The organism is Bacillus sp. JZ109, assembly GCF_053903135.1.
Map to the genome: position 1 here is coordinate 1676351 of NZ_CP096388.1, position 12854 is coordinate 1689204.

Sequence of the window (12854 nt, forward strand, 5' to 3'; positions counted from 1 at the left end):
CATGTTTCTATTCAATTTTGTATAAAGTGTGAATAAAAAACTTTTGTATAGCAATCCATTTACTTTTTGTAAAAATAAGTTAGAATTAGAAGTGTTTACATAGGGGGAAGGATCAAAAAGGGGGAAGGGAAATGAAATGGAACCCGCTTATTCCATTTTTGCTGATCGCTGTTTTAGGAATTGGTCTAACTTTCTTTTTATCAGTAAAAGGACTTGATGACTCTCGGGAGATTGCGAGCGGAGGAGAAAGCAAATCTGCTGAAAAGAAAGATGCGAACGCTTCACCAGAAGAAATTTACAAGGCAAACTGCATCGCATGCCACGGAGAAAATTATGAAGGTGTTTCGGGTCCGAGCTTAAAAGGTGTAGGGGATAAGAAAGATGTCGCTGAAATTAAAACAAAGATCGAAAAAGGCGGTAATGGAATGCCTTCCGGTCTTGTTCCGGCCGATAAGCTGGATGATATGGCAGAGTGGGTGTCAAAAATTAAATAAAAGAACTATTTTTCTCTTTATACATTCACAGGCCGCCGAGATGTTCTCGACAGCCTTTTATTTTTGACTGCCGCGTGCAGACCCGCATCAAAAGAAATAATTTCAAAATCATTTGCTTCAGCTTGGATTCCGGGCTGATTTTTTATATGATAGTAAAGGAAAAAATGATTGAGAAAAGTTGTGATGACAAGTGAACGAATTAAAATTATCTAAACGATTGCAAACAGTAGCGGAGTACATACCGAATGGAGCGGTGATGGCCGATATCGGCTCTGACCACGCCTACCTTCCTTGTTATGCGGTGCTGAATCATAAAGCCAGCGGGGCGATTGTCGGAGAAATAACAGACGGCCCATTTTTGTCTGCAAAGCGGCAGGTTGAAAAATCAGGCTTAAACTCGCACATTTCTGTAAGGCAGGGAGACGGACTGGAAGTGATTAAAAAAGGTGAAGCTGATGCCATTACGATTGCCGGAATGGGCGGGGCTTTGATCGCTCACATTTTAGAAGCGGGCAAAGACAAATTAACGGGGAAGGAACGGCTCATTTTACAGCCGAATATTCATGCTGTTCATATCAGGGAGTGGCTTTATAAAGAAGGATATGCGCTGATAGATGAGGTAATCCTTGAAGAGGACGGAAAGTGCTATGAGGTGCTGGTAGCAGAAGAGGGAGACAGGGATGCGGCTTATGACGGTATTTCTTTATCAGCCGGGATGCTCGTCGGCCCTTTCTTGGCAAAAGAAAAAAATGCTGTCTTTTTGAAAAAGTGGACACAAGAGCTTCAGCACACTCAAAGCATCTATGAACAGATCAGCCAAGCGGCGGATACAGAGCAAAACAAACAAAAATTAAAGGAGCTCGCCGATCGAATGGAGCTGTTAAAGGAGGTAATCGATCATGGCTAAAAGTGTAAATGGGCAGCAGATCATCCAGCTGTTTGAACAATTTTCCCCGAAAGCCTATGCGGTTGAAGGAGATAAAATCGGCCTGCAAATCGGCACTTTAAACAAACCAATTAAAAATGTGATGGTTACACTTGATGTGTTAGAGAGCGTTATCGATGAAGCGATTGAAAAAGAGGTTGACTTGATTATTGCACACCATCCTCCTATTTTCCGGCCGCTAAAGCATATTTCAACAGATCAGCCTGCTGGAAGGTTAATTGAAAAGTGTTTGAAGCATGATATTGCTGTTTATGCAGCTCATACAAATTTAGACGTTGCGGACGGCGGCGTGAATGATTTGCTTGCTGAAGCATTAGAGCTGAGTGAGACGGAAGTGCTGGCACCTACTTATACGGATCCTCTGAAAAAGCTGGCAGTTTACGTGCCGAAGGAATATGAAGAGCAGGTCAGAGCCGCGCTCGGAAATGCGGGGGCCGGCCATATCGGTGAATACAGCCATTGCGCGTTTTCATCTGAAGGAATCGGCAGCTTTAAGCCATTAGACGGAGCTAAGCCTTTTATCGGTGAAGTGGGAGAGCTTGAGCTTGTTCATGAAGTAAGGCTTGAGACTGTATTTCCTAAAAGCGTCGAAAAGGCTGTTATCAATGCAATGATAAAAAGCCATCCATATGAAGAAGTTGCTTACGATATCTATCCTGTTGAACAGACTCCCGCCGAAAAAGGACTCGGCCGTGTCGGAACCCTTAAAAATGAGATGACGCTCAAGGAATTCGCTTTATTTGTGAAAGACAAGCTTGACGTCAATGGTGTCAGAATGGTGGGGGATGCTGACAGCATGGTGAAAAAGGTAGCTGTTCTTGGGGGAGATGGAAACAAGTATATTCATCATGCAAAACGAAAGGGAGCCGATGTTTACGTCACAGGAGATTTATACTTCCATGTGGCCCATGATGCGATGATGCTTGGCCTAAATGTGGTTGATCCGGGACACTATGCGGAAAAAATCATGAAAGAAGGCGTCACGAGAAAGCTGACATCAATGTGTAATGATAAAAAGTTTGACGTGAATATCTTTGTTTCTGAAACAGATACAAATCCATTTACATTTCTATAAAAAAACTGAGGCTTTTACAGCCTCAGTTTTTTGCTTTTACTTTTGGAAGTATTTTTTTGAGCGGTATATTATGTTCAGTTGTCCAAGTTGATGGATCTTCGTGATCAAACTGCTCTAAAAAGCGAATGACTTCTTTTGTGATCGGCGTCGGTGTTGAAGCTCCCGCTGTAACTGCAACGGTATTAACGCCTTTCAGCCATTCGAGCTTCAATTCGCTTAAGTCGCCGATCCGGTATGCTTTTGTCCCGGCTATTTCCTCTGACACTTGAGCAAGCCTATTTGAATTGTTGCTTTTCGGGTCTCCGACAACGATTGTTAAGTCCGCTTTTTTTGCCTGCTCTGATACAGCTTCCTGCCGCACTTGAGTAGCGAGGCAAATCTCTTGGTGATATTCGACATGAGGATATTTTTCTTTGACAAGCTCCATAATGTCGTGGACATCCCATTGAGACATTGTTGTTTGATTCGTCACGATTAACTTCTCTGCTTGGATATCAAGGTTCTTTACATCTTCTTCTGTTTCAACTAAGTGAACGATCTCCGGCGCTACGCCAACGGCTCCCTCAGGCTCTGGATGCCCTTTTTTGCCGATATAGATTACGTGATATCCTTTTTCTTTCATCTCTAAGATTAGATTATGAGTTTTCGTCACATCCGGACATGTAGCATCAATTGCGACTAACCCTTTTTCTTCTGCGATTCTTCTGACTTCGGGAGAAACACCGTGCGCAGTGAAAATGACAGTTCCTTTGTCAACCTGCTTTAAGATGTCCAGACGGTTAGAGCCGTCCAATGTAAAAATCCCTTCCTCTTCAAACGCATCAGTGACGTGTTTATTATGAACAATCATCCCGAGTATATAGATGGGTCTTGGCAAGCTTTTATCTAGTGACGCATTTTTGGCAATGACCATAGCATCAACAACACCATAGCAATAGCCGCGCGGTGAAATTTTAATTACGTCCATTTTCGGTTGTCCTCCAATACTGAAGTGAGTAAAGGCAATATAAAAAGCCGTAATCAAACGGCTCTATTCTTGCATTCTTCTGATCTCATTATAGCCAATCTCACTTCAGATATCAAAGAATGTTAAATATATAATCTCGGTTTTGAACTGCCTGATGTTCTTTTCGGAGCAGGAGAGGCAGCTTCCTTTTTCTTCGGGGCAGATGTTTTTGATTCTTGTTCTTTATTGTCAGTTGTTTTAGATTTTTTTGGGAGAGAAGAACTTTTTGGTTTTGATTTTTTGTTCCCATCTGAGGTTTTTGTTTCAGTCTCTTTTTCTTTTTCTGATGATTCTTCTGAAACGGATTGTTTTTCACTTTCCTCATTGGCCTCTGTCTCAGTATCATCACTTTTACTTAATTGGCTGTACAGCTTCATCATTGCTGGCAGATTGCGGACTAATGGGCCGTACTGCTGGATCATAGGGGTGACTTGCTGCGCCATGCCGAGTACTTTTTGCACATTTCCAAGCATACTGGATAATGATGCAGGATTGGCGATATTTTGAATGCCTTGCAGGCCAGCACCTCCGCTCGCTGCGGCACCTGCTCCTGGAACTCCGGCGCTGCCAGCGCCTCCTCCGCCGGGTAGGAACCTTGACAGCATTCCTTTTAAGCCTCCGCCTGCACCTGCACCATTTCTCGCTCCGGCATTTGCCTGAGGAAGAAATTGTCCGGCTTGCTGAAAACCTTGCTGCTGTGCTCCAAATGAAGGTCCTCGCATATTAGGCGGTCTTCTGCCCATCATTCGCTGATTTGGCATGGGGCGGGGCGGTCCGGGCTGTGGGTAATTTCTCATTGGCTGCTGCGGTGAAAACATACTTGTACCTCCTTTCAGCTCTCTCTGCTATTAGAATATGCATGGGCTGCGGTATTTGCTTTACATAACTGAATAAAACAAACGCCTTGCAAACGTGGTGTTTTTAAGCAAAATCGGGTATAATGTGATGATGGACACATAATGTGCCGCTTTAAGGAGCTGGGAAAAATGAAAGAAACGAAATTTGAACTTTATGAATTGAAACCATTTATTATAGATGCAGTACATCGCCTTGGTTTTTACGAACCGACTGATATCCAGAAAAGGCTGATTCCTGCAGTGTTAAAAAAAGAAAGCGTCATCGGCCAGTCTCAGACGGGTACTGGAAAGACTCACGCTTATTTACTGCCTTTATTAAACAAAATCGATCCTGCTAAGGATGTCGTTCAGGTAGTCATTACGGCTCCGACAAGAGAGCTAGCCAACCAGATTTATCAGGAAGCGCTTAAAATCACGCAGGGTGAGGAAGGCAGTCAGATTCGCTCGAAATGTTTTATCGGAGGCACTGATAAACAAAAATCAATTGATAAATTGAAAATACAGCCGCATCTTGTTGTCGGTACACCCGGACGGATTGCTGACTTAATCAAAGAACAGGCGTTAAGTGTTCATAAAGCGGAATCTCTTGTTATTGATGAAGCGGATTTAATGCTGGACATGGGATTTCTTGCAGATGTAGATTACATCGGTTCCCGCATGCCTGTGGATCTGCAAATGCTTGTGTTCTCAGCGACCATACCGGAAAAGCTGAAACCATTCTTGAAGAAATACATGGAAAATCCGAAATACGCCCATGTGGAGCCAAAACAGGTGACTGCTGCGAAAATCGAGCATATCCTCATTCCTTCGAAACATCGTGACAAGGACAAGCTCCTTTTTGACATCATGTCGCATCTGAATCCATACCTGGGGATTGTGTTTGCCAACACGAAAAATACGGCTGACCATATTGCCCAGTATCTGACTGGCAAAGGCATGAAAATCGGCTTGCTGCACGGCGGATTAACACCACGTGAGCGGAAAAAAGTCATGAAGCAGATCAATGATTTGGAATTCACATATATCATTGCAACTGACCTTGCCGCAAGAGGTATTGATATTAAAGGTATCAGCCATGTTATCAACTATGAGCTGCCGGATGATCTCGATTTCTATGTTCACCGTGTGGGCAGAACGGCTCGTGCCGGCTCATCAGGACAAGCGATGACCATTTATGAGCTTACTGATGAGGATGCATTAGTAAGACTTGAAAAAATAGGCATCGAATTTGATTACTTAGAGCTTGAAAAGGGCGAATGGAAAAAAGGCGATGACCGTCAGCGCCGCAAAAAGCGTAAAAAAACGCCGAATGAAGCGGATGAAATTGCTCATCGTCTCGTGAAAAAGCCGAAGAAGGTTAAGCCTGGGTATAAAAAGAAAATGAGCTATGAGATGGAGAAAATCAAGAAAAAACAGAGAAGAAACCAATCTAAGAAAAGAAAGTAGGGGAACCTGTTGCTGAGAATAGGCTCACACGTCTCTATGAGCGGAAAACATATGCTTCTGGCTGCAAGCCAGGAAGCAGTCTCTTATGGGGCGAATACGTTTATGATCTATACAGGCGCACCGCAAAATACGCGCCGAAAGAAAATTGAAGACTTAAATATAGAAGCAGGCCGGGCACATATGCAAGAAAATGGCATTGACGAGATTATCGTACACGCGCCTTATATTATTAATATTGGCAACACGACAAATCCGTCCACTTTTGAGCTGGGTGTTGATTTTCTTCGTTCAGAAATTGAACGGACAGCGGCCATCGGAGCGAAGCAAATTGTCCTTCATCCTGGCGCTCACGTAGGGGCAGGAGCTGAAGCCGGCATCAAAAAAATTATTGAAGGCTTAAATGAAGTGATTGATCCGAATCAAAATGTCCAGATTGCATTAGAAACAATGGCTGGAAAAGGATCAGAATGCGGCAGAAGCTTTGAGGAGCTTGCGCAGATTATCGAAGGCGTTACACACAATGAGCAGCTGTCAGTGTGCTTTGACACGTGCCATACACATGATGCCGGGTATAACATTGTCGAAGACTTTGACGGAGTGCTGAATGAGTTCGATAAAATCGTCGGCATTGACCGTATTAAAGTGCTTCATATCAATGACAGCAAAAATGTCAAAGGTGCGAGAAAAGACCGCCATGAAAATATCGGCTTTGGTGAAATAGGTTTTGACGCACTGCAATATGTTGTTCACCATGAGCAGTTAAAAGACATTCCAAAAATTCTTGAAACACCATATGTTGGTGAAGATAAAAAGAACAAGAAACCGCCATACCGTTTTGAGATTGAAATGCTGAAAGAAAAACAATTTGATGACACATTGCTCGAAAAGATTTTACAGCAATAAAAAATGGGGGATAACACCCCCATTTTTTAGCTTGTGAATTGTTTGAATAGTTCATTAACTGTTTGAGCTGTTTCTTTCGATGTAATCGTCTCTACTTGTTTCAGCAGCCGCATTCGTTCGCTCTCATTAAAGATGTTTACATTTTTCCCGTATAACAGGTTCGCTACTTCAACGGCCTGTGATCTTGTTAAGCTGATTCCGTATTGTTTTGAGTACTTCAGCAAATCATCAGCAGTAGCCTGATTAAGCCGCTGTAAAATAATTCTTTGAAATAAAATCATCGGTCAATCCACCTCCAGACTTAATGTATGGGCAAATCAGTAAAATGTGTCAGTGTTTAATGGTAAAATAGATTTATAATGTATTTAAAATAGTTATTGCAGGAAAGGAGATTTTATGACCCCAACAAAACAACATAAGAAAGAAACATTTACCCATTTTATTTTCAGGGTCTTTATGATTCTGGTAGGAGCTGCATCTGCGGCTGTAAGTATTGAATTATTTTTAATCCCCAATGATTTTATTGATGGCGGGATTATCGGTGTATCACTTATTTTAGACCACCTCTTTATGTCAAACCCCTTTCTGAATTTCGCCTTTTTCGTTGTCATATTAAATATTCCTTTTATGATCTTCGGATATAAATATATCGGTAAGACCTTTCTAGTCTCTACGTTTATAGGGATTGTCGGGCTTGCCGTTATTGAATCCTCACTTCACCATGTAGAAGCCATTACAACCCAGCCTATTTTGGCTACTGTGTTCGGAGGTCTTTTACTCGGCTTTGGCGTCGGGCTTGTTATTCGAAACGGAGGTTCAATGGATGGTACAGAAATTCTCGGTATTTTGCTGACCAAAAAACTCCCGTTTTCAGTAGGTGAGTTCGTTATGTTCATCAATGTGTTCATTTTCATTTGGGCAGTTTTTGTGTTCGGTCCTGAGCAAGCGATGTACTCATTCATGACTTATTATATTGCGATGAAAACGATTGATGCCGTGATCCAAGGGCTTGATGAAACAAAAGCTGTCATTATTGTGTCTGAGCAGTATGATGAGATTTCCGACGCGATTTTGCACCGTCTCGGTCGGGGCACAACGAAGCTGAAGGGGAAAGGCGGATATACGGACGAAGAAAAAGACGTAATTTACGCGGTTGTCACAAGGCTGGAAGTGACAAAGCTCAAATCGATCGTGTTTGAAGTTGATCAAAATGCATTCATAACAATTATGAATACTCATGAAACGAGAGGCGGAAAATTCAAAAACGCAATCCACTAGGCTTTCATTTACTTTTATTCATTTTATGGGTATAATTTTATCTGCAGTAAAGAAAATGGCTTGCTGGACAGACAGCTGCCATTTTCTTTTTCATACATGTGATACGTTCTTAAGCAAAGCGAAAAGGGGGACCCTTCATGAACGTACAAGAAGCGTTGAACCTACTAAAAGAAAACGGATATAAATATACAAACAAACGGGAGGATATGCTGCAGCTTTTTGCTGATTCAGACAGATATCTTACCGCTAAAAACGTACTGTCTGCACTGAATAATGATTATCCAGGCTTAAGCTTTGATACAATCTACAGAAATCTTTCTTTATATGAAGAACTTGGGATTTTGGAAACAACTGAGCTGTCCGGTGAAAAGCTTTTCCGATTTAAGTGTTCATTCACCCATCACCACCATCATTTTATTTGTCTTGCCTGTGGCAAAACAAAGGAAATTGAATCATGTCCGATGGACAAGCTTTGTGATGATTTGGATGGCTATCAGGTCAGCGGGCATAAATTTGAGATTTATGGCACATGCCCTGATTGTACAGCGGAAAACCAAGACAACACTACTGCGTAAAATGCGTATATATGAAAAAGGGGCCCGGTTTGGGCTCCTTTTTCAGTTATTGACGCGTATTAAGTGATGCTTGTTGTTGTTCATCCATTGAACGGCTTCTAGCCAGTTGTTTACTCTGATGATGTTTGAATCAATCGGAAGCTGATTATAAGGGGAATTGAACAAAATCACCGGTATCCCGGCTTCTTTCGCAATCATCATGGCGTTCCCGTGATGATCCTCAAAAAACAGGTCGATGTTATGATTCTTGACCGCTTCAACTTTGTGATGACCGCCAACGAGTTCGATGTGGTCATAATGAATGTTTTGTCTCTCAAACCATTCATAGGTAATATCAGTTAAATGAGTCCGTCTCGCTGTAATATAAATAAGCTTGTGCTCCTCTTTGAGAAGATCAAGTGACTGTTTCGCATGCTGTGCAAGCAATGCTTCCTTATATATGATCGCTTCATTTTGATTCATCCAATCCCAAAATTCTTCCTCGGTAATGTTTAACAGCTTTGTTAAATCATAATCCGTCATATCGTTTAATGAAATGGAAAGATTAAACGAACGGTTCAAATAAGGGACGAATGTATCCTGAGCCGTGATTGTGCCGTCAATATCTATTCCTAAGCGTAACATGCCCACACTCCTTCAGTTTCATCCCTTCAAGTGTAACATAAACAATTGACATTAACAGAAAAGTTTAGCAAACATGAATCAGGCAAAATGGATCAAACTATAAAAGCTCCTTTAATAAAACAGAAGGGGGAATTGAAGGTGGCAAACGATTACGAAAAGCGTGATAACAACAGTTACTATGTTGATCATGGATCTGAAGGGACAAATATTACCCGCGACAATGACGGTTTTTTTGAGGAAACAGCTGCTGAAATCGCAGAGCCTTATCGTGCTGCTGACCGCAGCAATGACCAAGACAATGATCGCAGCGGCGGCAATGTCAATGAAGGACGGGGAATAGGGTACATCGCTTTAGCCTTGTCCATCATTTCACTGTTTGTACTGCCTGTTTTATTGGGAGCTGCCGGTATTATTGTCGGCTATATCGCAAGAAGAAGAGGTGCTCAAGGCCTTGGTGCCTGGGCAATGGGTATCGGTGTCGTTTCATTAGTGCTTGGAATATTTATTATTCCATTTTTCTAACACAAAAAAGCTTGACGGGTTCCCGTCAAGCTTTTTGTGTTTCTTCTTTTAATTTTGCTTTTTCAGCTTCAAGTTTTGCGTAGTGTTCCTCAGCAAGAATGTCAATTTCTTTTTTGAGTTCTTCTACCATCGTTTCCTCTGGAACCTTACGGACAATTTTCCCTTTCCGGAACAGCAGTCCTTCACCGCGTGCGCCGGCGATTCCGATATCAGCTTCTCTCGCTTCACCAGGTCCGTTTACAGCGCAGCCGAGAACAGCAACTTTAATCGGCGCTTTTATCTTAGAAATATACTCTTCCACTTCATTGGCAATGCTGATTAGATCAATCTCAATACGGCCGCAAGTCGGACATGAGATGAGCGTGGCAGCATTGGAGGCTAAGCCGAAAGATTTCAGAAGCTCCCTTGCTACTTTTACCTCTTCTACAGGGTCTGCGCTTAGTGAAATGCGCATGGTGTTCCCGATGCCTTTGCTTAAAATGGCGCCGAGTCCTGCTGCGCTCTTTACTGTGCCGGCAAACAGCGTTCCTGACTCGGTGATCCCGAGGTGAAGCGGGTAGTCAAACGCTTTCGCCGCTTTTTCATAAGCCTCGATTGCAAGGTTCACGTCAGAGGCCTTCATGCTGACAATAATATCGTGAAAATCAAGATCCTCAAGAATTTTAATGTGATGAAGTGCGCTTTCTACCATTCCATCGGCAGTCGGATAACCGTATTTTTCTAAAATACGTTTTTCCAATGAACCGGCGTTTACTCCGATTCTGATCGGAATGCCTTTGTCTTTGGCCGCTTTAACAACCGCTTCAACTTTTTCGCGCCGGCCGATGTTGCCGGGGTTGATTCGGATTTTATCTGCGCCGCCTTCAATGGCTTTCAACGCAAGTTTATAATCGAAATGTATGTCAACAACGAGAGGAATGGAAATGCGCTTTTTAATATCCGCAATGGCGTTTGCTGCCCGTTCATCCGGACATGCTACCCGAACGATTTGGCATCCGGCTTCAGCCAAACGGTTAATTTCCGCAACCGTTGCTTCTACATCATGTGTTTTTGTTGTTGTCATGCTTTGGATGACAACTTCATTGTTGCCGCCTATTGTTAAAGGTCCCACTTTGACGGGACGCGTTTTTGTACGATGTGTGATTTCACTCACTTGCAATCGCTCCTTAATTGTAGTTGCCGCTTCTAGATATAACAATTCTAGTATGGTTTATGTGAATTTATTTTACAAATTACATTGTAACAGTGTCTTCGCCGAACTGACAAGAAATTAACGTTAAATTAAGGGTAGACCGGGAATTTATACGCTGTTCCCGCTTGAATGTCATTGGCTTTCACATTTGGATTCAGTGCTTCAAAATCCTTTACAATGTCATCCGGAGAACCTGCTGATCCGACTATCGACATAACCGTATCACCCGGCTTTACCTTCACCGTTTTATAAGCCGGTTCTTGTGCAGCCGTTTTTGCTGATGCTTCATAGACAGGGAGGTCCTGAATGGGTATTGTTCCAATTTTAAGATCATAAAAAAGAATAAAAAGTATAAAAACAATGCTGCATACTAAGGTGAGACGCTTCATCGCTTTTCCTCCCGCATACGAAATTTTATATCATAGTATGCTTGTCCATTTCGATTCATGACAAAAGAAAAGAGACTGCGAATGCAGCCTCGGTTTATACAGCAGCTTTTTTGGACGGAATCTCTTTTAAAACGAGAAACAGGATGACAAAATTGACAAACCAGTTCAGCAAAAATTCACTTGGTACGGTTGCTTCTAATGCCCGCATGATTGTAAAGAATACAGTTGAAAGGGTGATGGAATAAGCAGAAAGCTTCCAGAGCTGATGATAGGATAAATGTTTTTTCTGCGAATTCTTAATGATTAACCCGATAAGCGCTAAAAACGATACTTCAATAAATTTTCCCGCTGCTGTTACGAGAAAAATAAGAGCTGAGAGAACAGTTACAATCATCGCTTTATTTTGGTTTAACCCTGCAATGACATCTTTTTTCTGTAACTCTGACGGCATCATTGAGTAAGACATTTCTTGGGCCTGTCCGTCAATGGCCAAAACAAATTTGTTCTGAAGGATGCCGATTGCGTTTTGCTTTGCTTCAATTTGTTCAGTGCCATAGGAGTCTGTTGGATCGAACACGATAACGAAACCATTTGCTTGAGATTCCGTGGCTTTTTTCTCATCCGTTTGAAGTTTGCCGTTTGAAATTGTGAAATCAGGGAAATCTTTGTTTAAAACAGTTTTAAAGCCGTTCATTGATTTTACGGTCCCTGTACTTACATAATAAGCGGTAGGGATTGCAAACAGGACAGAGAGCAAAAATACATAAAGAATCGCTTTTCCGATTCCTTGAAATCTTGTTTTTGCAATATCACGGGGAGAGTATGTACTTTTAATGAAAAGCTGAAACACATTCACTATCTTCACTTCCTAGCTAAACTAATATATGTTGCTTATTGTATCGTTGCATGCGTGTGAATACAAGGAAGACATGAAGAAGACAGAGTAAAATGGGAGGATGGAAGCTATGGATATGTTGTATTGGCTGTTAATTGCAGCGGTTTTTATCATTGCCTTTGTCGGGCTGGTGTATCCTGTTATTCCGAGCGTAGTATTTATTGTTGCCGGATTTGTATTGTACGGATTTTTATTTTCATTCAGTCCGTATTCTTATATGTTCTGGCTTGTTGAGGCAGTTTTTGCCGCAGTATTATTCGCAGCAGATTATGTGTCGAATCTGCTTGGAGTAAAAAGGTTCGGAGGAAGCAAAGCTGCCATATGGGGAAGCACGATCGGTTTATTAGTCGGGCCTTTTGTCATTCCGGTTGCAGGGATCATATTGGGGCCGTTTATCGGGGCTGTTTGCGCAGAACTTATCGTCCATCAGAAGGACTTAAAGTCAGCGTTTAAAATTGGTCTCGGCTCACTCATTGGTTTTTTAACAGGGGTTATTGCAAAGGGCATCATACAGCTTTTGATGATCGGATACTTTTTATGGACGGTCCTATAAGAAATGCTGGCGGCAGGTTTAATGGGGCAGATTATCGGTTAAAGTGAAATATGTCCGCTGAAATGAGCCAAATCGTGAGCTTTTTCATTGATTACAAAG

Annotated in this window: 16 protein-coding genes; 9 read left to right on the forward strand and 7 right to left on the reverse strand. The window is 42.1% G+C overall.

Annotation, left to right across the window (positions count from 1 at the left end):
• The first annotated feature begins 131 nt into the window (after nucleotides 1-131).
• From cccA to M1D94_RS08775, 3 genes are all read left to right on the forward strand, one after another.
• Nucleotides 132-494 (forward strand): cytochrome c550, encoded by a 363-nt coding sequence (cccA, locus tag M1D94_RS08765; RefSeq protein ID WP_003230068.1) that lies wholly within the window; start codon nucleotides 132-134, stop codon nucleotides 492-494.
• A gap of 256 nt (nucleotides 495-750) precedes the next feature.
• Nucleotides 751-1401: a tRNA (adenine(22)-N(1))-methyltransferase TrmK gene (gene trmK, locus M1D94_RS08770; protein ID WP_249385614.1), complete on the forward strand. Its 651-nt coding sequence runs from the start codon at nucleotides 751-753 to the stop codon at nucleotides 1399-1401.
• Nucleotides 1394-2515, forward strand: a complete 1122-nt coding sequence (locus M1D94_RS08775; protein ID WP_038829714.1) for a Nif3-like dinuclear metal center hexameric protein — start codon at nucleotides 1394-1396, stop codon at nucleotides 2513-2515. Before trmK ends, M1D94_RS08775 begins: the two co-directional genes overlap by 8 nt.
• Before the next feature lie 22 nt (nucleotides 2516-2537).
• Here the strand turns inward: M1D94_RS08775 and M1D94_RS08780 are convergent, their stop codons facing one another.
• Complete coding sequence (locus M1D94_RS08780) at nucleotides 2538-3482, reverse strand: 4-hydroxy-3-methylbut-2-enyl diphosphate reductase (RefSeq protein ID WP_014477361.1); 945 nt, start codon at nucleotides 3480-3482, stop codon at nucleotides 2538-2540.
• 122 nt (nucleotides 3483-3604) lie between these two features.
• Nucleotides 3605-4339 carry a YqfQ family protein gene (locus M1D94_RS08785; RefSeq protein WP_049141203.1) on the reverse strand — a complete coding sequence of 245 codons (735 nt, stop codon included), beginning with the start codon at nucleotides 4337-4339 and terminating at the stop codon, nucleotides 3605-3607.
• A 168-nt stretch (nucleotides 4340-4507) separates the two neighbouring features.
• Here M1D94_RS08785 and cshB point away from each other — a divergent pair, with 168 nt between their 5' ends.
• Nucleotides 4508-5824 carry a DEAD-box ATP-dependent RNA helicase CshB gene (gene cshB / locus M1D94_RS08790; RefSeq protein WP_456270507.1) on the forward strand — a complete coding sequence of 439 codons (1317 nt, stop codon included), beginning with the start codon at nucleotides 4508-4510 and terminating at the stop codon, nucleotides 5822-5824.
• Between the two features lie 9 nt (nucleotides 5825-5833).
• A complete protein-coding gene (locus M1D94_RS08795; RefSeq protein WP_101502463.1) occupies nucleotides 5834-6727 on the forward strand; it encodes a deoxyribonuclease IV in 894 nt (297 codons plus the stop codon).
• Nucleotides 6728-6753: 26 nt separating this feature from the next.
• On the opposite strand, the gene M1D94_RS08800 is transcribed toward M1D94_RS08795, so the two are convergent.
• Nucleotides 6754-7008: a DUF2624 domain-containing protein gene (locus M1D94_RS08800; protein WP_003230076.1), complete on the reverse strand. Its 255-nt coding sequence runs from the start codon at nucleotides 7006-7008 to the stop codon at nucleotides 6754-6756.
• A 115-nt stretch (nucleotides 7009-7123) separates the two neighbouring features.
• On the opposite strand from M1D94_RS08800, the gene M1D94_RS08805 reads away from it, so the two are divergent.
• Nucleotides 7124-8005 carry a YitT family protein gene (locus M1D94_RS08805; RefSeq protein ID WP_003230077.1) on the forward strand — a complete coding sequence of 294 codons (882 nt, stop codon included), beginning with the start codon at nucleotides 7124-7126 and terminating at the stop codon, nucleotides 8003-8005.
• 137 nt (nucleotides 8006-8142) lie between these two features.
• Nucleotides 8143-8580 (forward strand): zinc uptake transcriptional repressor Zur, encoded by a 438-nt coding sequence (zur, locus tag M1D94_RS08810; RefSeq protein ID WP_070547543.1) that lies wholly within the window; start codon nucleotides 8143-8145, stop codon nucleotides 8578-8580.
• Nucleotides 8581-8622: 42 nt separating this feature from the next.
• Here the strand turns inward: zur and M1D94_RS08815 are convergent, their stop codons facing one another.
• The gene (locus M1D94_RS08815; protein WP_273797500.1) at nucleotides 8623-9204 is read right to left on the reverse strand and encodes a hypothetical protein; all 582 of its coding nucleotides are present in this window, start codon (nucleotides 9202-9204) and stop codon (nucleotides 8623-8625) included.
• 132 nt (nucleotides 9205-9336) lie between these two features.
• Between M1D94_RS08815 and M1D94_RS08820 the strand changes: the two genes are divergently transcribed.
• A complete protein-coding gene (locus M1D94_RS08820) occupies nucleotides 9337-9726 on the forward strand; it encodes a DUF308 domain-containing protein (protein WP_010886568.1) in 390 nt (129 codons plus the stop codon).
• Nucleotides 9727-9751: 25 nt separating this feature from the next.
• Here M1D94_RS08820 and ispG read toward each other — a convergent pair whose 3' ends face one another.
• The 3 genes from ispG to M1D94_RS08835 form a co-directional block, all read right to left on the reverse strand.
• Complete coding sequence (ispG, locus tag M1D94_RS08825; RefSeq protein WP_010886567.1) at nucleotides 9752-10885, reverse strand: flavodoxin-dependent (E)-4-hydroxy-3-methylbut-2-enyl-diphosphate synthase; 1134 nt, start codon at nucleotides 10883-10885, stop codon at nucleotides 9752-9754.
• Nucleotides 10886-11007: 122 nt separating this feature from the next.
• A complete protein-coding gene (locus tag M1D94_RS08830; RefSeq protein ID WP_021480041.1) occupies nucleotides 11008-11307 on the reverse strand; it encodes a LysM peptidoglycan-binding domain-containing protein in 300 nt (99 codons plus the stop codon).
• Nucleotides 11308-11401: 94 nt separating this feature from the next.
• A complete protein-coding gene (locus M1D94_RS08835) occupies nucleotides 11402-12163 on the reverse strand; it encodes a DUF1189 domain-containing protein (RefSeq protein WP_015384107.1) in 762 nt (253 codons plus the stop codon).
• A gap of 109 nt (nucleotides 12164-12272) precedes the next feature.
• Between M1D94_RS08835 and M1D94_RS08840 the strand changes: the two genes are divergently transcribed.
• Nucleotides 12273-12755, forward strand: a complete 483-nt coding sequence (locus M1D94_RS08840) for a DUF456 domain-containing protein (RefSeq protein ID WP_069837635.1) — start codon at nucleotides 12273-12275, stop codon at nucleotides 12753-12755.
• Nucleotides 12756-12854 lie beyond the last annotated feature (99 nt).